This window comes from Erwinia sp. CGal63 (assembly GCF_037026505.1).
Classification (GTDB): Bacteria; Pseudomonadota; Gammaproteobacteria; order Enterobacterales; family Enterobacteriaceae; genus Erwinia.
Genome location: NZ_JAKUMN010000010.1, coordinates 43,203 through 67,209 on the forward strand (window position 1 = coordinate 43,203; position 24,007 = coordinate 67,209).

Below are 24,007 nucleotides of genomic sequence, written 5' to 3' on the forward strand. Positions count from 1 at the left end.
CCAGCGAGTGCGTCATGGGTTACTGAGCCGATTGCCGTTCCGCATCGGTGGTTTTTGACTGCTGCGGCGCGCCGTCGACGCTTTTCGGCTGTGCCGGCTTCACGCCTGTCTGCGGCTGTTCCTGCTTCGGAAAATAGAGAGGGCCTTTCAATCCGCATCCCGCCAGGCTGACTACGGCCAGCGCCAGCGCCATTCGGCAAATCATCTTCTTCATGCTTGTTCTGCTCATTAGTTGCTGCCTGTTGGTAGACTATCATCGCAGGTGAAGTGCTAAAAGCAACAGGAAAAAGGCGAAGCTGAGAGAAAGGAAAGCGGCGGTTCAGGTTAATGATGTTGGCTGGATTAAGCGGCCCATACGGATTGACAGGCTCCGTTTAGCCGAACGCTCGCTGGCCGGATGAACAGCGAGCGCTCGCCACGGACAGGCTACAAAAATTCCTCGCGCTGCGGAGTAAAGATATCCACCAGCACGCCACTTTCCAGGCAGACGCAGCCGTGTGGAATATGCGGCTTCTTATACAGGCTGTCGCCTGCTCTGACTTCGCGCTGCTCGCTGCCGATAGTAAAAATAAACGCGCCTGAACGCACGTAGGTAAGCTGTTCATGAGGATGAGTATGTACAGGGCCGATGGCGCCCTGCTCAAAAACAACCTCTACGCACATCATCTTGCCGCCGTGCGCCAGCACGCGACGCGTAACGCCTTCGCCGACTCTGTCCTGTCGTGAGTTTTTGTAAAAGAAAAACATAACCGCTTCCTTTGCAATAAACCAGATCGTTATTTTGATCATATACGGACGGTTTTCTATTCGGCAGAAAATTAATTTTGACAAAGATCATGCCGGTTGCAAAAAAAGCGCCTGTGAAAACGCCAGGCAGAAATAGCGCTGCTCCGTTGCGGGTTAAGCAGGTGCCTCTTTTATTGATGCGTATAAAGCCCAAACTTTATTGCCTGGCGCCGTCGGGCTACTACCGTAAAGAATTGCGCCGCTTGCAGCAAATAGCGAAGCCAAACCGGTGCCGCTGCGTCATTTCTGTATCTTTTTAAATAAACACAAGGATCCGGGCGGGACGGAATTTTTATTCTGTAGATAAGGAAGTCAGGGTTTGTCTCTCAATGCCAAAACCCGGCGGAAATGGCATCGATTGACCTGCGTCGTCAGTGCATCTGATAGCGCTGCGCATAATCGCTGGGATCGTTGCCCGGATCGGTCGCGCAGAGCTGCGCCAGCGTCTGGCTGCGGAATGGAATCACCTGGCAGCGATCGTCGACCTGCACAATCTGATAGAACTGCGGCAGATTGAAATTGATAAAGCTGGAGCCATAGGTAAAGCGGTCGTGCGAAGAGGAGTAAAAACGGCTGACGTCGCGCACCAGCTCTTCTTTGCTGCCTTCGCAATGGTGATAGATTTCGACCCGATTGGTTTCATCCAGAATGTAGATATTAAAGCCGCGATCGTCTTTGGTATCTTCAAAGAAGAACTGGATGATCCCTTCGCTGGCGTAGCCGTTGACCACCGTCGGCAGCCGCGTCTGATCCGTTTCCACCTTGATTGACAGGCCGTGCAGCTTGTTGTTTGAAATCGCGCCGTAAAACTCCACGGCGTTTTCCAGCTTCTGCACCGAGACGCTCAGTCGTTCAAAGAAGAGTCCCCAGGTCTGGCCGGCGACGCGGACGGCTTTAAAGCGCCCCGGCTCCTGACGCGTGCTGGAAAGACGCAGTTCAATACACTCCGACACCAGCTGCTGAACGCGAGTGCGGATAAGGCCGCGCAGATGCTGGCTGTAGCAGAAAACTTCGACGTTATCCGGCGGCGCGGCGTCCTGATGCATTTTGCCGAGAATGGTTTTCAGCGCCTCAATCATCGCCTGCTCGCCATTAAAATGCAGCGTGCGCACTTCGTTCCAGGAGTTGCGGTAGAGCAGATCGATACTGCCTATCAGGCACTGCTGCTGCTGGCCAAAGCTGAACACGTCCAGCTTGCGGAAGTCGAAATGCACCACCTGATTGCGAAAAGCCGCCGTAGGATCGTGTTCCAGGTTGACGATAATGGCCAGATGACGAATTTCACACGGGCTGTAGAGCGCTTTCGGCGTCGGCGCCGGCAGCCGCAGCGGGAAGTGGTGCGAAACGTCCGCCACCAGCTCCTGCAGTCTCGCCAGATCGCAAATCTCGTTGCCTTTGATATGCAGCCGGGTTTTGCTGGTCAGCAGGCCGTTAAACCAGGCCCAGGCCACCAGCTTGTTGAGATAGCGGTTATATTCCAGCGGCTGATGACTGATGATCGACTGCATGTCCGGCGACTGATTATAGAGATACCAGCCGGCGCGATTGGCGCGGCCGTGCGGCACATGAATAAAGGTCAGATGCGGCTCGGACAGATCGGGTGAAATCTGCGGGTTAACCAGCGTTACCTTGCCAGGCAGCGCTTCAAAAGCGGCGTAAAGCTTGCGCGTCAGCACGCCGATATCCTGCGGACTGGCGCTGACGCTTAAATTGTTGCGGCGAGCGAAACGGATCAGGTTGCGATAGCTCTGCATCATCGCGTCCAGCAGCTCGTTATGCGCCTCGCGCACGCGGCCGATTTTCCATTCGGCGCGGCTGTCCAGCATCGCCAGCCGCTGCCTGTCCCAGCCCCATTCGCTGACCAGCTGGCTGAGGATTTCCCTACGCCAGCCCGGCTCGCTGTCGATAGAGAGCTTCTCGCGCACTTTCAGATAGAAGCAGCGGCGCACCAGATCCAGACGCGCGTGATCCTCAATACTGGTGAGATAGTGCGTCACGCGCTCCAGCATCATGCAGTAAGGATCGAGGCCGTAAGAGACGATTTCGCCATCATGCAGGCGCTGTTTGATATCCATTGCCAGCAGCCTTGTGCCCGGATACTCCCAGGAATAGGCCTCCAGCAGCAGCGTTTTCAGCACCGCCTTATAGGGCGAATCGATACTTTTATAGAGCTGCCAGAGACTGGCGCCGAAGTACTCCTCGGCGGAAAGCGTGCCCAGGCCGCCCAGATCGAGCCACTCGTTCGGCGTCAGCACGCCTTTCTGATAGAGCGACAGCACATAGTCGTCGTAGTGCTCTTCTTCTTCGCCCGGCACCATGTTCCACAGGATGCGTTTGCCGGCCATGCGCACTGCGGTACGGTAGAACTCGTCCAGCAGCAGGATATGCTGCGTGGAGCCGCAGTCTTCGCCGCCCAGGCTGCCGCTTTCGTTATGACGGAAACGGTTCTCGTCGATTAAAAAGAAGCTGGCGTCGACGCCCATGCCGGCGCACCACTTCTGCAGCAGCACGCATTTTTTCTGCAGCGCCAGCCGCTCTTCGTTATCCAGCCAGGATTGATGACAAACCCAGATATCCAGATCGGAAGTGGCATTCTGGCCGACAGAGGAAGTGCTGCCCATTGAGTAGACGCCGGTGATCGGCATTTCGCCCTGCGGCGTCAGCGCGGCGGCGGCTCCGGATTCGCCTTCCAGAGCATCAAGGTAGCTTTTTTGGCTTTCATCAGGCGTGTAGAAGCTGATGCCATGTGGAACGTTACCCGCAAGGTAACCCGGCATCAGCGGATGATGATAATGTAGTAAAGTCGGCAGCAGACTGTAAACCTGTTGGAACGCAGGTCCCATCGCCGCCAGCGCGCGATCGACGCGCAGCTGGTTGATGGCATCCAGTCTCTGTTTCAGTGTCTCAATGTAGAGGTACAAGACTTCTCGCCTGATTATCCCAGTGCCTGCAAAGAACCCTGCTTCCGAAATTCGCCGCTTGATTTAGAAATAGTCGGGCGAATTATTGCTGGAAACGTGATCAATCTAACACCTGGTCGGTTGACGGTAAAGAAAGTTGCGCTAGCAAATAGTTTAGCACGTTTTACGCTCAACCAACCTGCAATGCCGGAATACCCGCCAGCGCCAGCCGTTTCAGGCGGCGGAAACTGACAGCCTTCCCGTATCAATGATAGGATAATCAGTGAACGATAAAAACGGTAACCCGCATGTCAGACAAAATTTTAAGAATAGCTACCCGCCAGAGCCCGCTTGCGCTGTGGCAGGCGCACTATGTTCAGCAGCGTCTGATGGCCTGTCATCCGGGCCTGAAGGTTGAGCTGGTGCCCATGGTCACCAAAGGCGACATCATTTTAGATACGCCGCTGGCTAAGGTCGGCGGCAAAGGCCTGTTCGTTAAGGAGCTGGAGCAGGCGTTGCTGGACGGCCGCGCCGATATCGCCGTCCACTCCATGAAGGACGTGCCGGTTCAGTTTCCGCAAGGTCTGGGTCTGGTGACGATTTGCGAGCGCGAAGATCCGCTGGACGCCTTTGTTTCGCACCGCTTTGATTCCGTAGACGCGCTGCCTCAGGGCGCTGTGGTCGGCACCAGCAGTTTACGCCGCCAGTGCCAGCTTAGCGCGCGCCGTCCGGATCTGGTGATCCGCTCGCTACGCGGCAACGTGGGCACACGCTTAAGCAAGCTGGATGCGGGCGAATACGACGCTATTATTCTGGCCGTGGCCGGGCTGAAGCGCCTCGGTTTAGGCGATCGCATTCGTCACGCCATGCCGGCAGAAGAGTCTTTGCCAGCCGTAGGCCAGGGCGCGGTCGGCATCGAGTGCCGCCTTGACGACGCGCAGACTATTACGCTGCTTGCCGCGCTGAACGACGAGGACACGGCAATACGCGTAAAAGCCGAGCGGGCGATGAATACCCGCCTGGAAGGCGGTTGCCAGGTGCCAATCGGCAGCTTCGCCGTGCTGGAAGGCGACGAACTGTGGCTGCGCGGCCTGGTCGGCTCGCCTGACGGCAGCGCCATGATCCGCGGTGAACGTCGCGGGCCGCGCGAAGATGCCGAGAAAATGGGCGTTTCGCTGGCCGATGAGCTGTTGAACAACGGTGCGCGCGAAATTCTGGCGGAGGTATATCAGGGAAACCCGCCTGAATGACCATTCTGGTGACCCGTCCGGCTCCGGCGGCGGAAGAGCTGGTAAGCCGTTTGCGCACCGCTGGCCGGGTCGCCTGGGCGATGCCGCTGATCGAGTTTACGCCGGGTACGGAACTGGACGCGTTGCCGGCGCGGCTGGCGGCGTTAAACGAGGGCGACCTGGTCTTTATCCTTTCGCAGCACGCCATTCATTATGCCCAGCCCGCGCTGAGTCGCGCTGGCGCAGCGTGGCCCCCAAGACTGAACTACTATGCTATAGGCCGCACTACCGCGCTGGCGCTGCACACCGTCAGCGGCCTGAACGTTGTCTGGCCGCTTGAGCGAGAAACCAGTGAAGTCCTGATACAGCTTCCCGCTTTGCAGCAGGTGGCGGGCAAGCGCGCGCTGATCCTGCGCGGCAACGGTGGACGTGAATTACTGGCGGAAACCTTGCAACAGCGTGGCGCTGATGTACAGTTTGTTGAATGCTATCAACGCTGTGCAAAAATTTACCAGGGCGCTGTTGAAGGCCGCCGCTGGCGCGATCGTCAGATCGATACCATCGTGGTCACCAGCGGCGAAATGCTGCAGCAGCTTTATTCGCTGTTCCCGGAGATAGATCGCGAGGAATGGCTTCTGCACTGTCGACTGATTGTCGTCAGTGAACGTTTGGCTACCCTTGCCGCCGAACTGGGTTGGCGCGATATCAGGGTGGCCGAAGGTGCCGATAACGACGCCTTACTGCGCGCGTTACAATAAACTTAAATATGGGATGTGCCACAATGACGGAACACAAAGAGTCCTCTGCCATGGTTGAAGCGACCACCCCGGAGGAAGAGATTTCAACGGCGAAGCAAAAGCCTGACCGTAAGCCGCGCAGCGGCGCGACGGCACTGGCGGTGCTGGCGATCGCCATCGCGCTGGCCTCGGGCGCCGGCCTCTATTTCCACGCCCGAACCCAGGCTCAGCAGCAGGCAGCGGCGACTCAGGCGCTGGCCGGCCAGCTGGCCGAACTGCAGCAGGATGCCGCAGGCGAAAAGCAGAATCTGGTGCGGCAGCTGGCCGCGCAGAGCAGCGAGCTTGATAAGGCGCGCGCTCAGCAGGCGGCCATGAGCAAACAGCTGGACGAGCTGAAAGAGAAAGTGGCGTCAATTTCCGGCAATGACGCTAACACCTGGCTGCTGGCACAGGCGGATTATCTGGTCAAACTGGCCGGACGCAAGCTGTGGAGCGATCAGGATGTCACCACCGCTGCCGCGCTGCTGAAAAGCGCCGACGCCAGCCTGGCCGATATGAACGATCCCAGCCTGATCGACGCGCGACGTGCGCTGACTCAGGATATCAGTTCACTCTCCGCCATTAGCCAGGTGGACTACGACGGCATTATCCTCAAGCTGAATCAGCTCTCCAACGGCGTGGACAACCTGCGTCTGGCGGACAACGACAGCGACGACGCGCCGATGGACGCCGACAGCGGCGAACTCTCCTCTTCCCTGCGCGAGTGGCGGCAGAATCTGGTGAAAAGCTGGCATAACTTTATGGATGATTTCATCACCATCCGCCGTCGCGACACCACGGCCGAACCGCTGCTGGCGCCAAATCAGGATGTCTATCTGCGCGAGAATATTCGTTCTCGCCTGCTGATTGCCGCCCAGGCCGTGCCGCGCCATCAGGATCAGGTCTACAAGCAGTCTATCGATACGGTTTCCACCTGGGTGCGCGCCTGGTTCGACACCAACGATGCGGCGACCAAAGCCTTCCTCAGCCAGCTGGACGAGCTGAGCCAGCAGAGCGTTTCGATGGATGTGCCGGACGCGCTGCAGAGCCAGCCAATGCTGGACAAGCTGATGCAAACCCGCGTGCGTAACCTGCTGGCCCAGCCCGGTGCTCAACAGCAGCAGGGAGAATAAGCATGCTTAAGGTACTGATTATTTTTGTTTTGCTGATGGCTGGCATCGTGCTTGGCCCGATGCTGTCAGGCCATCAGGGCTATGTGCTGATCCAGACCGACGGCTGGAATATCGAAACCAGCGTGACCGGGCTGGCGATCATTTTAATCCTGGCGCTGCTGGTAATTCTGTTTGTGGAGTGGATCCTGCGTCGCCTGTTTCGTACCGGCGCCAGAACCCGTGGCTGGTTTAAAGGCCGCAAGCGCAGCCGGGCGCGCAAGCAGACCAACGCCGCACTGATCAAACTGGCGGAAGGCGACCATCGCGAAGCAGAGAAGCTGCTGTCACGCAACGCCGATCACGCCGAACAGCCCGTGGTTAACTATCTGCTGGCCGCTGAGGCCGCGCAGCAGCGCCATGATGAGGCTCGCGCTAACCAGCATCTGGAACGCGCCGCCGAACTGGCCGGCAACGACCAGCTGCCGGTCGAAATCACTCGCGTACGTTTGCAGCTGGCGCGTAATGAGGATCACGCCGCCCGTAACGGCATCGATCGCCTGTTGGAGGTCGCGCCTCGCCATCCGGAAGTGTTACGACTGGCCGAGCAGGCTTACGTGCGCACCGGCGCCTGGAGCGCGCTGCTGGATATTCTGCCCGCAATGGAGAAAGCGAAAGTCGCCGACAGCGCGCATCGGCTGGCACTACAGCAGCAGGCCTGGCTTGGCCTGATGAACCAGGCGATGGCGGATCGCGGCAGCGAAGGCCTGAAGCGCTGGTGGCAGGATCAAAGCCGCAAAACGCGTCATGAGACGGCGCTACAGGTGGCGATGGCGGATCATCTGATCGTCTGCGACGATCATGAAAGCGCGCAGGCTATCGTGCTGGACGGCCTGAAACGCGGCTATGACGAGCGGCTGGTGCTGCTGATGCCGCGGCTGAAAACCGGCAATCCTGAACAGCTTGAGAAAGCGCTGCGCCAGCAGATTAAACAGCATGGCGCTACGCCGCTGCTGCACAGTACGCTCGGTCAGCTGTTGATGAAGCATGGCGAGTGGGAGCAGGCGAGCGAAGCTTTCCGCGAAGCGCTGAAACAGCGGCCTGACGCTTTCGACTACGCCTGGCTGGCCGATACGCTGGATCGCCAGAACAAGCCGGAAGAAGCGGCGCAGATGCGCCGTGATGGTTTGCTGCTGACGCTGAAAAATAATCCCTGAACCACTGTGAACAAAAGAACCGGGCGCCCTGCCCGGTTTTCTTTCGCCTGCATTTAGATAAAAAAACACCCGCCAGGCGGCGGGTGTAAAAAACAGGCCGAAAAGACAATCGGCTGGTACCTGACTCAACGTAGTGTCCCGGACACCGTTAAGGTCTTACGACGATAGCGGCAGTTGGACAACAGGTACCTTAAGGGCTCTGCATCATTCCCGGGTTTATGAAGCTTACGCGAACATAAGAGGTGGAATGAGCATCTACGGGGTGATTATAGCAGGTAGCGTGCCAGGTCTTTAGATCCGCAGAACTTACTTTTTAAAATCCATCAATTCAGGGAGTTACCAGGCACGCCGCCGAATGATGCGCCTGCGCCGCTGTTGTAAAAAAGCGACAGCCCACCGCAGCAGCGTCGCCAGCCGACGACAGGTTATGTAGAGACAGGTAAAGATCTGTTATTACAAAGGGTTGTATGTCGTCTTTAAGCGACAAGGCATGAAGAGGATAGCGTACGTTACAGATGCAAAAAGGCCAGCTCATAAGCTGGCCTTTTCTTAAGATGGTCGGCGAGAGAGGATTATTCCCCTGCGGGCCGTTGCTACGCTGTCTCGCTGCGCCCGGCGCAAACCTCTTCGGAGGTTCTCATTCTCTGGAGCTACAGACGCAAAAAGGCCAGCTTGTAAGCTGGCCTTTTTTTAATATGGTCGGCGAGAGAGGATTCGAACCTCCGACCCACTGGTCCCAAACCAGTTGCGCTACCAAGCTGCGCTACTCGCCGGATACTGCCGGTACTGCTGCTTAAAAAGCGTGTTTTTAAGCGAAAACCCTGCCTCGGCAAGGTTTCAAAATATGGTCGGCGAGAGAGGATTCGAACCTCCGACCCACTGGTCCCAAACCAGTTGCGCTACCAAGCTGCGCTACTCGCCGAAAACTGCGTACTGCTAAAGATTTTGTGGTGCGAAGAGAGGGACTTGAACCCTCACGTCCGTAAGAACACTAACACCTGAAGCTAGCGCGTCTACCAATTCCGCCACCTTCGCATACAAAATCTGGGGTGGCTAATGGGACTCGAACCCACGACAACTGGAATCACAATCCAGGGCTCTACCAACTGAGCTATAGCCACCACACCTGTTACTCGTCCTGCTTTACTACTTAACGCGGTAATACTACCACCGCAGCTCTCGCGCACAAACTTAATGGCGCGCCCGACAGGATTCGAACCTGAGACCTCTGCCTCCGGAGGGCAGCGCTCTATCCAGCTGAGCTACGGGCGCGTAGCGCCGTTGCGGATGGGCATACTACGGATTAAGGCCGATCCTGTCCAGTGCTTTTTTCACAAAAAATTCCGTTTGCTTACGCTTTGTGCGTTCTGTCTAAACTACAGGCGTTTTAGCGGGTTAATGCTTCTCTTTTAAGCTATCAGGCCGTTTAAACAGCGTTGATTAAAGATCGCCGCGAAGATGGTAGCGCAGATATTTCAGCAGGCTTAGCTGCCTGCCGAGGCGCGAAGGCTGTACGATCAGCCGATAAAGCCATTCAAAGCCCATTTTCTGCCATATTTTCGGCGCCCGCTTCACGTTGCCGGTAAAAACATCGTAAGTGCCGCCTACGCCCATATAGAGCGCGTCAGGATAGATTGCCTTGCAGTCGCGCATCAACACTTCCTGACGCGGCGAGCCCATCGCTACGGTAACGATTTTCGCGCCGCTGGCGGCGATGCGGGCGAAGAGCGCTTCGCGATCGGCTGGCGCAAAATAGCCATCCTGCGAGCCGACGATATTGACGTTCCACTGGCGCTTCAGCTTCGCTTCGGCCTGCTCCAGGATCGCCGGTTTGCCGCCTACCAGAAATACCGGCGTGCCTTCGCGTCCGGCGCGTTCCATCAAGCCTTCCCAAAGATCCGCGCCGGCGATACGGGATACGCTGGCCTGCGGATACTTTTTGCGAATAGAGCGCACGATGCTGATACCGTCGGCGTACTTATATTCCGCCTCGTCGATCAGCTGATGAATGTCCGGCCGGCTTTCCGCCGTCAGCACTTTTTCGGCATTGATCGCTACCAGCGTGCCGCTTTTCAGCTTCTCTCCCAGCCAGAGGTAGTCGAGGAATTCAGCCATATCGCGAAAGCCCAACAGCGTAATGCCGCGAATCGGGTATTGCGGCGGCGTAAAAGCGGAATCCATGATAAATCCTTAAAGTTACTGACCCAGGGGTTTTGGCTGCCGTACCGGACGCGCGCGAATCACGCCCGCGCTGTCAAACAGCCAGTAGAGCAGCTTGGCCGCGACGACTGCCGCCGCAAAAATCAGGCAGAAGAAGACCACGCGGGAAGCGAACGCGTCCAACCCTTCTCTGGCGAGCACGATCATATTAAACACCGCGCCGAAGCAGAAGCTTTGCAGGATAGCGGCCTTATAACGGTTACTCTCCTGACGCCCTTTAGCATAAAGCCAGTCGAACCATTTGATAATCATGCCGACCGCTACGGCGCCCAGCGGAATAAACCAGACGCCGCCCATCACCACCAGCGACCCCAACAGCGTCGGCGAAATCGCCAGGCCGGAATGGTTGTTTAACACTTCCCAGGTGAAGTAGTTGGCGCTGTTCAGCACCAGCGAAGGTCTGTCAGGCCACAGCCAGCCCGGAATAAAGACATAGAAATCTCTGACAATGGGCGCGAGTCCCTGAAAGTCGATTTTGTCGTAATTCTGCAGCAGCAGCCCCAGATTCTCCCACGGCGAGAATGTGTCGCGCGTCAGATAGAGGAAGGTATAAAACGCCTCGCTGCCGCTGACGTCAAGGTTATAGCGACGCAGCGCAAGCCAGAACATGCCGACGATCCCCGCCACGCCGGCGGCGGCCAGCATCCACAGCGTAATCCAGCCGCGGATGATGCCGATAAACAGGAACAGCGCGAAAGCGATGATAATGTTGGCGCGCGTGCCGCCGACGATGGCGTAGGTCAGCAGCCCGAAGGCGACGGTAGCGAGCAGAAACAGCAGCCAGCTTTTCAGGCCGGGACGCAAAAAATAGACCACCAGCATCGCCGGGATAAAGAAGTAGAAAAAGCGCTTTAGCGCCACGCCCGAGACTTCTGCCGAGAAAATCTGGCTGTAGCTGTGCAGCTTAAACAGCAGAAAGCCGTTATGCAGAAAGAAAACTAGCACCGTGCCGAGCGCAATCAGCGCCAGAATGCCCCAGGTCAGATGCGCCTCGACGCGGTTAACAGTAAAAGCCTGACGAGCAGGTTTCTCTGTCGTCGGCCTGAGCCGCGTTTTATAGCTGACGTAGTAGATAGCGTAAAAACCCGTGGCGGCAAGCATCGCCTGCAACAGGTATTCCGCGGGCACCACGGCTACATTGAATTCGAACACCAGTATGCTGGTCAGCGGAAAGCCGAAGTAAAAGGTCAGCAAAAATAGCAGCGAGAAAAAGACGTTGAAGTTAAACCGCACGCGCCGGAATTCTCGCCAGGTCAGCGTAAGGATCAGCCCCAGCGACAGCAGCCAGACCGTCAGCAGGCCCGCGAACTGTGAAAACATCATGGCGTTGCTCCTTCCGCCAGCGCCAGCGCCTGCCGCCAGCCCGTGATATAGGCCGGTTCAAAAAAAGCGATGGCGGATTTATCCAGCTTCGTCATCTGCCGCTTTGTTTCGGCGATAAGCGCGGGCGTCAGCTCGTCACCCGCAAAAAGCACCGGCACCTGCTGCTCGGCCAGATCCTGCCAGAACGGGTTTTTCCGGTTGACGACAAAGGGAATATTGGCCTGAATCAGCAGGCACAGCGTGCCGATACCCTGCTGACGTTCAAAGATAAAGTAGCCCAGATCGCAGCGGGCCAGCAGCGCCAGATAGGCGGCGAAGTCGAGCTTTTCGCTCAGGATGGTCAGGTTGGCGGCAAACAGCGCCTCGCCCGCTTCCCGCACTCGCTGAATATAAGCCTGATTGTTTTCCGGATAGCCCATCGGCACAATCACCTGCACGCGGCTGCCGAACTGCCGGTGAATCTCCTGCAGCGCCTGGATATGGCGGTTGCTGGCGTCACCAGAGTTGCCGACCAGCACGGTCAGCGCTTCGTTTACGGGCGCTTCCGGCAGCGCGACCTGCGCCATACGGGTCGGGAAATAGAGCAGCGAAGCAGGCACGTTGGGATGGCGCTGGTGAAAAACCGTAATATCGCCGCGAGTGGCGAAAACCTGCCCGATACGCTTCTGCGCCAACCGACGCATCAGGTAGAACAGGCGAAACTTAACGCCGCCAGCCTCTTCATAGAGATCGGCTCCCCAGATATGCCAGTAAGCCTGTTGGGGACGGATTTTACGCAGCAGCAGCGCCAGCCACAGCGTGGGATTAAACTGGCCGTGGAAGAAAAAGCGCGTCTGCCGGGAAGCTTGAGCGCGCGCCGTAACCGCATCGGCGATGCTCTTTTTATTCGTAAACCAACGAATTTCCAGTGCGGGATAACTGGCGGCCTCGGGTTCGCCCACGACCCAAAACAGGTGCTTTTCGCCAGGCTCTGCCATAACGTCGTTAAAGAACCGCAGTACGGTCTGGTTGTGATGCTCAATGGGCGAGCCAAGAACGTGAATCAGTGTTGTCATACTTGTCTTTGATAAAGAAAAAATACGCCTGTGCAGAGCGCGAAATAGACGATATAGGTCGCCATATAGGCCTGTGCTGCGCCAATAGCGCCGTGCAGCGGGATCAGCCACCAGGCGAACAGCGTCAGCAGCAGAAACTGACTGATTTCCGTCAGCAGATAGAAACGCAGCGAGGCTTTGGCGATCACCAGATAGCCGAAAACATAGGCGCCGACCTTAAAAACATCGCCGGTCAGCTGCCAGACAAAGAGATCGCGCATACCGGTAAACTGGCTGGAGAACAGCAGCCAAATCGCCACGTCGCGCAGCAGCCAGACGGTCAGGCTGACGGCCATCACCGCAGGCAGCACGAAGCCCAGCGAGCGCCGGATCTCCCGCGCAATCTCTTTCTTATCGGTCAGCTTCGACAGCGTCGGCAGCAGATAAACGCTGAACGAAGCGGTGATAAACTGCAGATAAGCGTCCGAAATGCTGGTAACGCCCTGCCATAAGCCAACCTGCTCCCAGCCATTGTGCGCCGCCAGCAGGTTACGCATCATTACCCAGGCGACCGGCAGCGTCACCGCGGTCATCAGCGCCATTAGCGTAAACTTGCCGAGATGGCGAACAATATCGCCGTGCCACTGCGGCTTAAGGAAGCCGAGCGGCAGATGGTCGCGCTTTGCCAGAAACAGCGCGGCGGGCACCACGACCAGCGCCGGTACCAGCGCCATGCCCACCAGCGCGCCGCTATAGCCGCCAAGCCAGTAGCAAACGAACCACGCCGCCACGCCGATTACGCTACCCACAATCAGCGACAGCGCGTTGCTCATCGCATCGCGAAAACCTTTAATTACCGCCAGCGCCAGATTCGCCCAGGCGATGCCGATCTGTACAAAAGCCACTATACGTACAACGTTCCGATAGTGGTCGTGGCCGAACAGGCCAACGCTAATCGGCCCGGCGAAAAGTAAAAACACGATCGCCAGCAGCGTGGAAAAGCCCAACACCATCGCCGAAGCCGTGCCGGTTACGGCGCGCAGCCGATCGGGCTGCTGCTGGTACTCCGCCACGTATTTGGTGACGCCGTTGAAAATACCGGCGCCAGCCAGCACGCCCAGCACGGTAATCAGCTGACGGAAGTTGCCCGCCTGGCCGACGCCCGCAGGCCCAAAAGAGACCGCCAGCATCTTCACCACCAGCAATCCGGCAGCGATTTTCACCAGCGTGGACGCGGCCGTCCACACCGAAGCCTTAGCCAGCGACATCAGAACCAGCTCAGCAGCGAGTTGATAACCGTTTTCTGATTGTTATCAGAAAGGTTATAGAACAGCGGCAGGCGCAGCAGGCGCTCGCTTTCAGATTGCGTATAGCTGTCGACGCCGTGGAAGCGACCAAAGCGCTGTCCGGCCGGCGACGAATGCAGCGGGATATAGTGGAACACCGCCAATATTTCCGCCTCTTTCAGCCAGTTGATTAGCGCGCTGCGGTCGTCGTTGTCGCGCAGCTTGATGTAGAACATATGCGCGTTGTGCTGACAATCCTTTGGTATGGTCGGCAACTCAATACGTCCGCTGGCCGCGATGGGCTGCAACGCATCGTAATAGTTTTGCCACAGGCGCAGACGACGCTCGTTAATGCGTTTCGCTTCTTCCAACTGCGCCCAAAGATAAGCGGCTTGTAAATCCGCCATCAGGTAGCTGGAACCGATATCGCGCCAGGTATATTTGTCCACCTGACCACGGAAGAACTGGCTGCGGTTGGTGCCTTTTTCGCGGATGATTTCCGCACGCTCAACCAGCGCCGGGTCGTTGATCAGGGTCGCGCCGCCTTCGCCGCCCGCCGTGTAGTTTTTGGTTTCATGAAAGCTGAAACAGCCGATATGGCCAAGGGTGCCCAGCGCTTTGCCTTTGTAAGTGGACATTACGCCCTGCGCCGCATCCTCAATGACAAACAGCTTATGCTTTGCCGCCAGCGCCATAATAGTGTCCATTTCACAGGCGACGCCCGCGTAGTGCACAGGCACGATCGCGCGGGTTTTTTCAGTGATGGCCGCTTCTATCAGCTTTTCGTCGATGTTGAGCGTATCGGGACGAATATCGACGAAGACAATGGTCGCGCCGCGCAGCACAAAGGCGTTAGCGGTGGAGACAAAGGTGTAGCTCGGCATAATGACTTCGTCGCCGGGCTGGATATCGATCAGGATAGCGGCCATCTCCAGCGAGGCGGTGCAGGAAGGCGTTAACAGCACTTTGCGGCTGCCGAAACGGTTCTCCATCCACTGCTGACAGCGGCGGGTAAAGCCGCCGTCGCCGCAAAGTTTGCCGCTGCCCATCGCAGACTGCATATATTCAAGTTCGGTTCCCACCACGGGTGGAGCGTTAAACGGGATCATAGCGTTACCTGTAGAGCCACCAGGCGGTGCGTTCAATCACGCCGCCGCAGCGTTGATAAAGTCGGAGCGCGGGCAGGTTGCCGAGCTGGGTAGCCACATGCAGGCGCGTCAGTCGTCGCGCGCGGCACCAGTCGATGGCCGCCTCGATCATGCGCTGACCGACGCCCAGCCCCTGCGCTTCCGGCAGCGTCGCCAGCAGGCCGATTCTGCCGCTGCCGTCGGCCAGCTCACGCAGCGAGACGAATCCCTGCAGCTCGCCCTGCGCATTGACAGCGATCAGGCACTGATGGTCGAAAGCGCCGAGCACGGCGTTTTCCACCCACTGCGCGTAAAAGCGTCCGCTGTCTTCTTCTTTGTACCAGGGCGCGCGGAAGCGGCTAAAGGCGAAAGCGCCGCTGGCGGCCTCGCGCAGCGCCGGAATATGTTCTTTACGGGCGATGCGAATACCTTCCGGCCTGCCGCCCTTGTCGGTGCTCAACACAAAATCCGCTTCGCCTTCCACAAAGCGAAAACCCAGCGCGCTTAAGGCGTCTAGTTCCGCTGTCTGCTGCGACGGAATTTTTACCTGCACCAAATCGTAAGCCTGCAGCGACGCCATATCGAGCGGCGCCTCGTGCTGATCGAGGCTTAACAGACCGCTGTTAAGGGTGAAAAAGGCGTTTTCCCAGGTCAAGGGGTCGACGTGTCCGTGCAGCGCTGACGCTTTCATCGCCAGATGCCTTTGGTGTCTACCAGCCAGCGCGAATGCAGGGTTTCGGCGTCAACGGTTTTAAACTGCTGATGATCCACCAGCATCACTAACACGTCCGCCTCACGCAGTGCCTGCTCCTGGGTAACCAGCACGCTTCGATCCGGCATGTTTTGCGGCAGCTCGTGGATATTCGGCTCTACCAGCTGCGTCACGCCCTGATGCCAGTCGGCGATCATGCGCGCCACTTCCATCGCCGGACTTTCCCGCAGGTCGTCGATATTGGGTTTAAAGGCCAGGCCAAAGCAGGCGATGGTGAGCTCGCTGGCGCGTTTATCGCTGGCCACCAGGCATTCGGCCAGCTTTTTCTTCACCTGCTCCAGCACCCAGTGCGGCTTGCTGTCGTTGACCTCGCGCGCGGTGCGGATCAAACGAGCCTGTACCGGATTTTGCGCCACGATAAACCACGGATCGACGGCGATGCAGTGGCCGCCTACGCCTGGGCCAGGCTGCAGAATATTGACGCGCGGATGGCGGTTGGCCAGCGCGATCAGCTCCCAGACGCTGATGCCCTGATCGGCGCAGATCAGCGACAGCTCGTTGGCGAAGGCGATATTGACATCGCGGAAGCTATTTTCGGTCAGCTTGCACATTTCGGCGGTTCTGGAGTTAGTCACCACACACTCACCTTCCAGGAAGATGGTGTAAAGGTCGCACGCTTTCTGCGAGCAGAGCGGCGTCATGCCGCCGATCACGCGATCGTTTTTAATCAGTTCCACCATCACCTGGCCCGGCAGCACGCGCTCCGGACAGTAGGCGATATGCACGTCAGCCTCTTCGCCCGCGTGCTGCGGGAAAGTCAGATCGCCGCGCGCCATCGCCAGCCATTCGGCCATCTGTTCGGTCGCGCCGACTGGCGACGTTGACTCCAGAATCACCAGATCGCCTTTTTTCAGCACGGGCGCGATCGACTCGGCTGCCGCTTTGACCCAGGAAAGGTCGGGCTGGTGGTCGTCTTTAAACGGCGTCGGCACGGCGATCAGAAAAGCGTCCGCCGGTTCCGGCCGCGTGGTTGCCCGCAGCCAGCCCTGTTCGACGGCGGTTTTCACCACGCTGTCCAGATCCGGCTCGACGATGTGGATTTCGCCTCGGTTAATGGTTTCGACCGCCCGCGCGTTGATATCCACGCCGATGACTTTTTTCTGGCGTGAGGCGAAGGCCGCAGCGGTAGGCAGGCCAATATAGCCCAGCCCGATAACAGAGATGGTATTGAACATTATAAAGAAACCCGGTTGGTTTTAAGGGCCTGCACAATGCGTTTGCAGGCCAGGCCGTCGCCGTAAGGATTGTGGGCGCGGCTCATGGATTGATATGCCTCTTCGTCCGTCAGCAGGCGCGTCACCTCGCGGACGATTTTTTGTGTGTCGGTGCCTACTAACCTGACGGTGCCCGCATCCACCGCTTCCGGACGCTCGGTGGTGTCGCGCATCACCAGCACCGGCTTGCCCAGCGAAGGCGCCTCTTCCTGAATACCGCCGGAGTCGGTCAGAATGAGCCAGGCGCGATCCATTAGCCAGACAAACGGCAGGTACTCCTGCGGCTCGATCAGTACTACGTTATCGATATCGCTGAGAATGCGGTTGACCGGCTCGCTGACGTTAGGATTCAGGTGCACCGGATAGACGATCTGCGCTTCAGGATGCTGGCGAGCGATATCGGCCAGCGCGCTGCAGATGCGTTCGAAGCCGTCGCCAAAGCTTTCGCGGCGATGTCCCGTCACTAGGATCAGCTTTTTGTCGGCGGCCAGGAAGGGATAGCGCGTCGCCAGGCTGGTACGTAGCTGTTCGTCGCTCAGCACGCGGTCGCGCACCCAGAACAGCGCATCGATAACCGTGTTGCCGGTAACGAACATGCGCGAAGCGGGCAGATTCTCGCGCAGCAGGTTCTGCCGCGCCGTTTCCGTCGGCGTGAAGTGCCAGGTAGCGAGGTGGCCAGTCAGCGTGCGGTTAGCCTCTTCCGGCCACGGAGAATAGAGATCGCCCGTGCGCAGTCCGGCTTCGACGTGACCGACCGGAATCTGATGATAAAAAGCTGCCAGGCTGGCCGCGAAAGTGGTTGTAGTGTCACCATGCACCAGCACCACATCCGGCCTGAATTCAGCGAAAACCGCCTTCAGCCCTTCCAGAATGCGGCTGGTGATCTCGGTCAGGCCCTGGCCGGGACGCATGATGTTCAGATCGTAGTCAGGGACAATAGCAAACAGCTGCAGTACCTGATCCAGCATTTCACGATGCTGAGCAGTGACGCACAGGCGCGCTTCTATCTCGCCATCCTGGGCGAGCGCATGAACCAGCGGAGCCATTTTGATCGCTTCCGGGCGCGTGCCAAAAACAGTTAACACTTTCACTGTTGTTCTCTTTCCTTCGTCTGTGTAACCGAAAACCGGCGCTTATCCGCGACGTCGGCGAATCAAAGCGGTTCCCGCGCCAGCCAGCGCGCCCACGGCGCCCCACATGATCATCATAAACAGGCGGCGCGGGCTGTCGCGCTTCACCGGCTCTTCCGGCGTGCGCAGATAGCGCCAGGTCTGGAAAGCGCTGTCCGGCTTCGGCCCGGCGTTCAGCGTGTTCAGCATGGCTCTGTTTTGATCATAGTCGAGATCGTAAGTCGGCCCGCTGGCCTGCAGATTTTCCAGCCTGGCCTGCAGCATGGCGCGGCCCAGCAGGAAAAGTTCGGAGTCGGGCAGCTGTTCGGAAGGCGTGCTGGTCTTCGCTTGTTCAAAGCCCTGCTGCTGCGCGATTTTCAGCGCCTGCCGCACGCTGTTGAGCTGCCGATCGTAGATTGCTTTCGCCACCGCTTCCTGACGCTGCACCTGCGCTTTCAGCTGCTGCGCGCGCGCGACCCAGCCGCCCGCCAGCTCGGCGTTAAGATGCTGCGAGGCGCGCCGGCCGGCGAAGGCGACGTACTGACGCAGCAGGGTATTGGCTTCCGGCGCGGTTTCCGCTATCAGCTTCACGCTGTCGTTAAGGCTTTTCGCCGCGTCGCCGGGCTGATACTGGATATTGGCGATCAGCTCGTCCAGCAGCGCCGCGTCATCGCGAGCCTGGCCGCTGCTGCGCTGCCTGTAATAGTCGGTCTGCAGCCAGAATTCACGGCGGGTATCATAAGACGCCAGCTGCATGACGAACTCCTGATAGGCTTCATCCGCAATGGCGGGCGCCGCTACCGGCACGCTGCTGTTGCGGCTGTCCAGATTGTTCAGGAACAGCTGCTGCGAGTAGTAGTTGCCCAGCATATTGACGGTAGGACGATCGGTTACCGCCGTGGTGCTCCATTTCGGCGTCATCAGTAGCGAACAGAGCCACGCCAGCAGCGCAAACAGCAGCGCGCAGCCGATAATCCACAGTTTGCCTCGCCATAACGCGCAGCACAGCCCGCGGATATCCAGTTCGTTCTCTGCAACGTCAGGATGCGTCATACATGATATTCCTTTTCATCAGGGTAGAGAGGTTAGACACGGGCTAGCGGGCTTTGCGCAGCCTTCTTTTTACTCTTTTCAGCATTCGCGCCACGCGCCACGCGCGCTTGATGCAGTAGCCGTACAGCATAAAAGCCAACAGAAACAGCACCAGCATCAGCCAGTCCGGCACAAAGTTCAGCGATTCGCCCAGCACGCCGACGCCAGCCAGCAGCGCGGCCGCCAGCGTAATCAGAAAGCAGGCCTGACGCGAGGTGAAGCCCGCGCGCATAATAAGATGATGGATATGCTGCCGGTCGGCGGAAAAGGGGCTCATGCCCTTGCTGAGACGGCGATACATAATGGCGACCATGTCCATCAGCGGAATGGCGATCAGCCACAGCGCCGTTACCGGCGTAATCGGATGGCTCTGTCCCTGTGTCGCTTCCAGCAGGATCCAGATAATGGTAAAGCCAATCAGCGTACTGCCGGCATCGCCCATAAAAACCTTGTAGCGACGGCCAAACACGCCCAGATTGAGCAGGATATAGGGAATGATGGCGGCGATCATTGCAAAGCACCACATCGCAAGGCTTTGCTGGCCGTCGACCATCAGAATGACGCCCATCGCCAGGAAGGTCACGCAGGAAAGACCGCCCAGCAGCCCGTCGATACCATCCACCATATTAAACGCGTTGATCGCCGCCCAAACCGCAAACAGCGTCAGCACATAACCGAAAGGGCCGACGATAAGTTCCCAGGGACCAAAGATAAAGCCCAGACTAAGCAGATAAAGCTTGGCCATGCTCATCATCACCACCGCAATGCCCGCCTGCACGCAGGCGCGTATCTTTACGCTGATGTCAAAGCGATCGTCAAGCGCCCCGACCAGCACCAGCACGCCAGCGCAGCTCAGGTATAGCAGGCTATGGGGAATGTAGTAATCGGTAACGGCGAAAGCAAAACAGATGCCGGCGAAAACAGAGATGCCGCCGACCAGAGGAACGACTCCCTGGTGACGCTTGCGATAGTTGGGCTTATCCACAAGGCCCACTTTTTCAGCTGCTTTACGGGCGAAGAAGAGAAACACCAGCGAAAACAAAAATATTAAAGCAAGCTCAGTACTCATATTGAGTAAATTCACATTAACCAGCTCTCTGCTAAGAATCTCCGTGTTACAGCAATTTTTGTGCCATAAAACGCCGTTTGATTCTGGTTTCCATTGTGCCCCGCGACAAAATCGACAGAAAAGCCAGATTTTCCGCCGGTTGCACCTTTAATTTAATTCTCCAGTGGCAACATCGTATAGCCCATAAACGAAAAACGCCACGTCTGAGCGCGGCGTTCCCCGAGTTTTCTTGTTTTTTCCGGCTTGCGCCGTTGCGGCAAGCCACAGCGCAAGCCAAAAAAGAGAGGGTCGATCGCTCAACCCTCTCTTTCGGCAAACCAGCCGTGTTACGAACGCTTCATCATGTCGAAGAATTCATCGTTGGTTTTGGTCATCGCCAGCTTGTTGATGAGGAACTCCATCGCGTCGATCTCACCCATTGGATGGATGATTTTGCGCAGGATCCACATCTTCTGCAGCTCTTCGGAGCTGGTGAGCAGCTCTTCTTTACGCGTACCGGAACGGTTGTAGTCGATAGCAGGGAACACGCGCTTCTCAGCGATTTTACGCGCCAGATGCAGTTCCATGTTGCCCGTACCTTTAAACTCTTCGTAGATCACTTCATCCATTTTCGAGCCGGTATCAACCAGCGCGGTAGCGATGATGGTCAGGCTGCCGCCCTCTTCCACGTTACGCGCGGCGCCGAAGAAGCGTTTTGGACGATGCAGGGCGTTAGCATCCACACCACCGGTCAGCACTTTACCGGAAGCCGGCACCACGGTGTTGTAAGCACGAGCCAGACGCGTAATGGAGTCCAGCAGGATGATGACGTCTTTTTTATGCTCAACCAGGCGCTTGGCTTTTTCGATAACCATTTCGGCAACCTGCACGTGGCGGGAAGCTGGCTCGTCGAAGGTAGAAGCGATCACTTCGCCTTTCACCAGACGCTGCATCTCGGTCACTTCTTCCGGACGCTCGTCAATCAGCAGCACCATCAGCACGCAGTCAGGATGGTTGTAGGCGATGCTCTGCGCGATGTTCTGCAGCAGCATGGTTTTACCCGCTTTCGGCGGCGCCACGATCAGGCCACGCTGGCCGCGACCGATTGGCGAAGCCAGATCCAGCACGCGTGCGGTTAAGTCTTCGGTAGAGCCGTTACCGCGCTCCATGCGCAGACGCGAATTCGCGTGCAGCGGCGTTAAGTTTTCAAACAGGATTTTGCTGCGGGCGTTTTCCGGTTTGTCATAGTTAACTTCGTTAACCTTCAGCAGGGCGAAATAGCGCTCACCTTCTTTCGGCGGACGGATCTTGCCGGAAATGGTGTCACCAGTGCGAAGGTTAAAGCGGCGGATTTGGCTGGGGGATACGTAGATGTCGTCGGGGCCGGCGAGGTAGGAACTGTCTCCAGAGCGGAGGAAACCAAATCCATCCTGCAATATCTCCAGCACGCCATCGCCGAAAATATCTTCGCCGCTTTTTGCATGTTGTTTAAGGATGGCGAAGATAATGTCCTGTTTACGCATGCGCGCCAGGTTTTCCAGCCCCATATTTTCGCCGAGAGTTATCAGGTCAGAAACCGGCGTATTTTTTAATTCGGTAAGATTCATAATGGTGGGTTCTTAAACTCGGGGTAAATCTCGAAATGTTTGTCGTCAATGGTATGGCGAAAAATCCATGCCTGTTAATGGCTTTCTTGTCGGACTCCCGACGATCGCGTGCAGGAATACGCGGATCCGATACGGGGAGACGGTAAGGACAAGGTGCCGGAAATTCTGGATACTAACCGTCAAGATTGCTGAATATCTGTAAAACTCAGACGAATACAGTGTTCAACAAGGAGTAAAGCTTAGATTCAAACTACAGGTAAGTGCGTAGTGCAGTAAAAGTAAGTTAGCACGCCCGGTAGCAAACGTCCAGCCATGAGCTAAAAATATGCCGGACAAAAATAAAGCGGCGGCCGAAACAGGAAGCGCGCCTGCGATAAGCGCTGCATACCCTGTTGCGAGCCGCCTGACGGGCCGTTTAGCCCAGGTTCGCGTTCAGGAACTCTTTCAGCTGGCCTTTAGACAGCGCGCCAACTTTGGTCGCCGCCACTTCGCCGTCTTTAAACAGCAGCAAAGTAGGAATGCCACGAATCCCATACTTAGGCGCGGTGCCCGGGTTTTCGTCGATATTCAGTTTGGCGATGGTCAGCTTGCCGTCGTATTCTTCGGCGACTTCGTCGAGGATCGGGGCGATCATTTTGCACGGACCGCACCACTCTGCCCAGAAGTCGACCAGCGTCAAGCCTTCTGCTTTCAGTACGTCGGTTTCAAAGCTGTCATCGGTCAGGTGGACAATTTTATCGCTGCTCATGTCTTACTCCAAAAGATTATGCCTGGCTGCGTGGCGTAAAATCTGCCAACTTAGGTTGACTTTATTTCACCGGATACGCTTTCGTAAAGCAATAGTAAGCTGATATTCTACCACACTATGAGCAAAACACACTTAACCGAACAGAAGTTTTCCGACTTCGCCCTGCACCCACAGGTCATTGAAGCCCTTGAAAATAAAGGCTTTCATAACTGCACGCCTATTCAGGCGCTGGCATTGCCATTCACCCTTAACGGGCGTGATGTAGCGGGACAGGCGCAAACCGGTACCGGGAAAACGATGGCGTTTCTGACGTCAACGTTCCATCATCTTCTTTCTCACCCCGCGCCGGAAGGCCGTCAGGTTAACCAGCCACGCGCGCTGATCCTGGCACCGACTCGCGAGCTGGCCGTGCAGATCCACGCCGACGCAGAGCCGCTGGCGCAGGTGACCGGTCTGAAGCTCGGCCTGGCCTACGGCGGCGACGGCTACGACAAGCAGCTGAAAGTGCTGGAAAGCGGCGTCGATATTCTGATCGGCACCACCGGCAGGCTGATTGACTATGCCAAACAGAATCACGTCAATCTGGGCGCGATCCAGGTCGTGGTGCTCGATGAAGCCGATCGGATGTTCGACCTCGGCTTTATTAAAGATATCCGCTGGCTGTTCCGCCGTATGCCGGCCGCGAACCAGCGTCTGAATATGCTCTTCTCCGCCACGCTCTCCTTCCGCGTGCGCGAACTGGCGTTTGAAAACATGAACAACGCCGAATATGTGGAAGTGGAACCAGAGCAAAAAACCGGCCACCGTATTAAAGAAGAGCTTTTTTACCCTTCCAACGAAGAAAAAATGCGTCTTCTGCAGACCCTGCTGGAAGAAGAGTGGCCGGATCGCGCCATCATCTTCGCCAACACCAAGCATCGCTGCGAAGATATCTGGGGCCATCTGGCTGCTGACGGTCATCGCGTCGGCCTGCTGACCGGCGACGTGGCGCAGAAAAAACGCCTGCGTATTCTGGACGACTTCACTAAAGGCGATCTGGATATTCTGGTCGCGACCGACGTGGCCGCTCGTGGTCTGCATATTCCTGCCGTGACGCATGTTTTCAACTACGATCTGCCTGATGATTGCGAAGACTATGTTCACCGCATCGGTCGTACCGGTCGCGCGGGCGCCAACGGCCACTCGATCAGCCTGGCCTGTGAAGAGTACGCGCTGAACCTGCCGGCAATCGAGGAGTATATCGGCCACAGCATCAGCGTAAGCCGCTATAACAGCGACGCGCTGATGACCGATCTGCCGCCGCCGAAGCGTCTGACGCGCAGTCGTCCCGGTAACGGGCCGCGTCGCAGTGGTGGCCCGAACAACCGCCGCAGCGCGCCGCGTAACAATAACCGTAAACGTTCAGGTTAA

The 24,007-nt window shown here is 57.4% G+C and carries 20 protein-coding genes and 5 tRNA genes; 5 read left to right on the forward strand and 20 right to left on the reverse strand.

Annotation, left to right across the window (positions count from 1 at the left end):
• Window positions 1-19: 19 nt before the first annotated feature.
• The 3 genes from lptM to MKZ79_RS20905 all read right to left on the reverse strand — a co-directional run bounded on the left by lptM (window position 20) and on the right by MKZ79_RS20905 (window position 3,707).
• Window positions 20-214: an LPS translocon maturation chaperone LptM gene (gene lptM, locus MKZ79_RS20895; protein WP_336144580.1), complete on the reverse strand. Its 195-nt coding sequence runs from the start codon at window positions 212-214 to the stop codon at window positions 20-22.
• 212 nt (window positions 215-426) lie between these two features.
• Window positions 427-747: a cupin domain-containing protein gene (locus MKZ79_RS20900; protein WP_336144550.1), complete on the reverse strand. Its 321-nt coding sequence runs from the start codon at window positions 745-747 to the stop codon at window positions 427-429.
• A gap of 410 nt (window positions 748-1,157) precedes the next feature.
• The gene (locus tag MKZ79_RS20905; RefSeq protein ID WP_336144551.1) at window positions 1,158-3,707 is read right to left on the reverse strand and encodes a class I adenylate cyclase; all 2,550 of its coding nucleotides are present in this window, start codon (window positions 3,705-3,707) and stop codon (window positions 1,158-1,160) included.
• Window positions 3,708-3,994: 287 nt separating this feature from the next.
• Here MKZ79_RS20905 and hemC point away from each other — a divergent pair, with 287 nt between their 5' ends.
• From hemC to hemY, 4 genes are read left to right on the forward strand one after another with little or no spacing between them, the layout of a single operon-like run.
• On the forward strand, window positions 3,995-4,936 hold the full coding sequence (gene hemC / locus MKZ79_RS20910; RefSeq protein ID WP_336144552.1) for a hydroxymethylbilane synthase: 942 nt from the start codon (window positions 3,995-3,997) through the stop codon (window positions 4,934-4,936).
• Window positions 4,933-5,673: a uroporphyrinogen-III synthase gene (hemD, locus tag MKZ79_RS20915; RefSeq protein ID WP_336144553.1), complete on the forward strand. Its 741-nt coding sequence runs from the start codon at window positions 4,933-4,935 to the stop codon at window positions 5,671-5,673. The genes hemC and hemD overlap by 4 nt, the downstream gene beginning before the upstream one ends.
• 23 nt (window positions 5,674-5,696) lie before the next feature.
• Complete coding sequence (hemX, locus tag MKZ79_RS20920; protein ID WP_336144554.1) at window positions 5,697-6,824, forward strand: uroporphyrinogen-III C-methyltransferase; 1,128 nt, start codon at window positions 5,697-5,699, stop codon at window positions 6,822-6,824.
• Window positions 6,825-6,826: 2 nt separating this feature from the next.
• A complete protein-coding gene (hemY, locus tag MKZ79_RS20925; RefSeq protein WP_336144555.1) occupies window positions 6,827-8,017 on the forward strand; it encodes a protoheme IX biogenesis protein HemY in 1,191 nt (396 codons plus the stop codon).
• A 696-nt stretch (window positions 8,018-8,713) separates the two neighbouring features.
• Here hemY and MKZ79_RS20930 read toward each other — a convergent pair.
• From MKZ79_RS20930 to trxA, 17 genes are all read right to left on the reverse strand, one after another.
• Window positions 8,714-8,790, reverse strand: a tRNA-Pro gene (locus MKZ79_RS20930).
• Window positions 8,791-8,862: 72 nt separating this feature from the next.
• A tRNA-Pro gene (locus MKZ79_RS20935) sits at window positions 8,863-8,939 on the reverse strand.
• Between the two features lie 26 nt (window positions 8,940-8,965).
• Window positions 8,966-9,052 (reverse strand) — tRNA-Leu (locus MKZ79_RS20940).
• 10 nt (window positions 9,053-9,062) lie between these two features.
• Window positions 9,063-9,138, reverse strand: a tRNA-His gene (locus MKZ79_RS20945).
• A gap of 74 nt (window positions 9,139-9,212) precedes the next feature.
• Window positions 9,213-9,289, reverse strand: a tRNA-Arg gene (locus MKZ79_RS20950).
• Between the two features lie 168 nt (window positions 9,290-9,457).
• Entirely contained in the window at window positions 9,458-10,198 is a 741-nt protein-coding gene (gene wecG, locus MKZ79_RS20955; RefSeq protein WP_336144556.1) for a lipopolysaccharide N-acetylmannosaminouronosyltransferase, read from the reverse strand.
• Window positions 10,199-10,213: 15 nt separating this feature from the next.
• Window positions 10,214-11,560, reverse strand: a complete 1,347-nt coding sequence (wzyE, locus tag MKZ79_RS20960; protein WP_336144557.1) for an ECA oligosaccharide polymerase — start codon at window positions 11,558-11,560, stop codon at window positions 10,214-10,216.
• Window positions 11,557-12,615 (reverse strand): TDP-N-acetylfucosamine:lipid II N-acetylfucosaminyltransferase, encoded by a 1,059-nt coding sequence (locus tag MKZ79_RS20965; protein WP_336144558.1) that lies wholly within the window; start codon window positions 12,613-12,615, stop codon window positions 11,557-11,559. The genes wzyE and MKZ79_RS20965 overlap by 4 nt, the downstream gene beginning before the upstream one ends.
• Window positions 12,612-13,862 (reverse strand): lipid III flippase WzxE, encoded by a 1,251-nt coding sequence (gene wzxE, locus MKZ79_RS20970; RefSeq protein WP_336144559.1) that lies wholly within the window; start codon window positions 13,860-13,862, stop codon window positions 12,612-12,614. Before wzxE ends, MKZ79_RS20965 begins: the two co-directional genes overlap by 4 nt.
• Entirely contained in the window at window positions 13,862-14,989 is a 1,128-nt protein-coding gene (gene rffA / locus MKZ79_RS20975) for a dTDP-4-amino-4,6-dideoxygalactose transaminase (RefSeq protein ID WP_336144560.1), read from the reverse strand. The genes wzxE and rffA overlap by 1 nt, the downstream gene beginning before the upstream one ends.
• A gap of 4 nt (window positions 14,990-14,993) precedes the next feature.
• Window positions 14,994-15,698, reverse strand: coding sequence for a dTDP-4-amino-4,6-dideoxy-D-galactose acyltransferase (rffC, locus tag MKZ79_RS20980; protein WP_336144561.1), 705 nt, complete (start codon window positions 15,696-15,698; stop codon window positions 14,994-14,996).
• The gene (gene wecC, locus MKZ79_RS20985; protein ID WP_336144581.1) at window positions 15,695-16,957 is read right to left on the reverse strand and encodes a UDP-N-acetyl-D-mannosamine dehydrogenase; all 1,263 of its coding nucleotides are present in this window, start codon (window positions 16,955-16,957) and stop codon (window positions 15,695-15,697) included. Before wecC ends, rffC begins: the two co-directional genes overlap by 4 nt.
• Complete coding sequence (gene wecB / locus MKZ79_RS20990) at window positions 16,954-18,084, reverse strand: non-hydrolyzing UDP-N-acetylglucosamine 2-epimerase (protein WP_336144562.1); 1,131 nt, start codon at window positions 18,082-18,084, stop codon at window positions 16,954-16,956. Before wecB ends, wecC begins: the two co-directional genes overlap by 4 nt.
• A 42-nt stretch (window positions 18,085-18,126) precedes the next feature.
• The gene (wzzE, locus tag MKZ79_RS20995) at window positions 18,127-19,155 is read right to left on the reverse strand and encodes an ECA polysaccharide chain length modulation protein (RefSeq protein WP_336144563.1); all 1,029 of its coding nucleotides are present in this window, start codon (window positions 19,153-19,155) and stop codon (window positions 18,127-18,129) included.
• Window positions 19,156-19,198: 43 nt separating this feature from the next.
• Window positions 19,199-20,278: a UDP-N-acetylglucosamine--undecaprenyl-phosphate N-acetylglucosaminephosphotransferase gene (gene wecA, locus MKZ79_RS21000; protein WP_336144564.1), complete on the reverse strand. Its 1,080-nt coding sequence runs from the start codon at window positions 20,276-20,278 to the stop codon at window positions 19,199-19,201.
• A gap of 311 nt (window positions 20,279-20,589) precedes the next feature.
• Entirely contained in the window at window positions 20,590-21,849 is a 1,260-nt protein-coding gene (gene rho / locus MKZ79_RS21005) for a transcription termination factor Rho (protein ID WP_246762481.1), read from the reverse strand.
• Between the two features lie 415 nt (window positions 21,850-22,264).
• Window positions 22,265-22,597 carry a thioredoxin TrxA gene (gene trxA, locus MKZ79_RS21010; protein ID WP_125290733.1) on the reverse strand — a complete coding sequence of 111 codons (333 nt, stop codon included), beginning with the start codon at window positions 22,595-22,597 and terminating at the stop codon, window positions 22,265-22,267.
• 117 nt (window positions 22,598-22,714) lie between these two features.
• Here trxA and rhlB point away from each other — a divergent pair, with 117 nt between their 5' ends.
• Window positions 22,715-24,007 carry an ATP-dependent RNA helicase RhlB gene (gene rhlB, locus MKZ79_RS21015; RefSeq protein ID WP_336144565.1) on the forward strand — a complete coding sequence of 431 codons (1,293 nt, stop codon included), beginning with the start codon at window positions 22,715-22,717 and terminating at the stop codon, window positions 24,005-24,007.

Coding starts and splice junctions, on each gene's coding strand:
- lptM (WP_336144580.1), bottom strand. CDS start 214: ATGAAGAAGATGATTTGCCGAATGGCGCTGGCGCTGGCCGTAGTCAGC.
- MKZ79_RS20900 (WP_336144550.1), bottom strand. CDS start 747: ATGTTTTTCTTTTACAAAAACTCACGACAGGACAGAGTCGGCGAAGGC.
- hemC (WP_336144552.1), top strand. CDS start 3,995: ATGTCAGACAAAATTTTAAGAATAGCTACCCGCCAGAGCCCGCTTGCG.
- hemD (WP_336144553.1), top strand. CDS start 4,933: ATGACCATTCTGGTGACCCGTCCGGCTCCGGCGGCGGAAGAGCTGGTA.
- hemX (WP_336144554.1), top strand. CDS start 5,697: ATGACGGAACACAAAGAGTCCTCTGCCATGGTTGAAGCGACCACCCCG.
- hemY (WP_336144555.1), top strand. CDS start 6,827: ATGCTTAAGGTACTGATTATTTTTGTTTTGCTGATGGCTGGCATCGTG.
- wecG (WP_336144556.1), bottom strand. CDS start 10,198: ATGGATTCCGCTTTTACGCCGCCGCAATACCCGATTCGCGGCATTACG.
- wzyE (WP_336144557.1), bottom strand. CDS start 11,560: ATGATGTTTTCACAGTTCGCGGGCCTGCTGACGGTCTGGCTGCTGTCG.
- MKZ79_RS20965 (WP_336144558.1), bottom strand. CDS start 12,615: ATGACAACACTGATTCACGTTCTTGGCTCGCCCATTGAGCATCACAAC.
- wzxE (WP_336144559.1), bottom strand. CDS start 13,862: ATGTCGCTGGCTAAGGCTTCGGTGTGGACGGCCGCGTCCACGCTGGTG.
- rffA (WP_336144560.1), bottom strand. CDS start 14,989: ATGATCCCGTTTAACGCTCCACCCGTGGTGGGAACCGAACTTGAATAT.
- rffC (WP_336144561.1), bottom strand. CDS start 15,698: ATGAAAGCGTCAGCGCTGCACGGACACGTCGACCCCTTGACCTGGGAA.
- wzzE (WP_336144563.1), bottom strand. CDS start 19,155: ATGACGCATCCTGACGTTGCAGAGAACGAACTGGATATCCGCGGGCTG.
- rho (WP_246762481.1), bottom strand. CDS start 21,849: ATGAATCTTACCGAATTAAAAAATACGCCGGTTTCTGACCTGATAACT.
- trxA (WP_125290733.1), bottom strand. CDS start 22,597: ATGAGCAGCGATAAAATTGTCCACCTGACCGATGACAGCTTTGAAACC.
- rhlB (WP_336144565.1), top strand. CDS start 22,715: ATGAGCAAAACACACTTAACCGAACAGAAGTTTTCCGACTTCGCCCTG.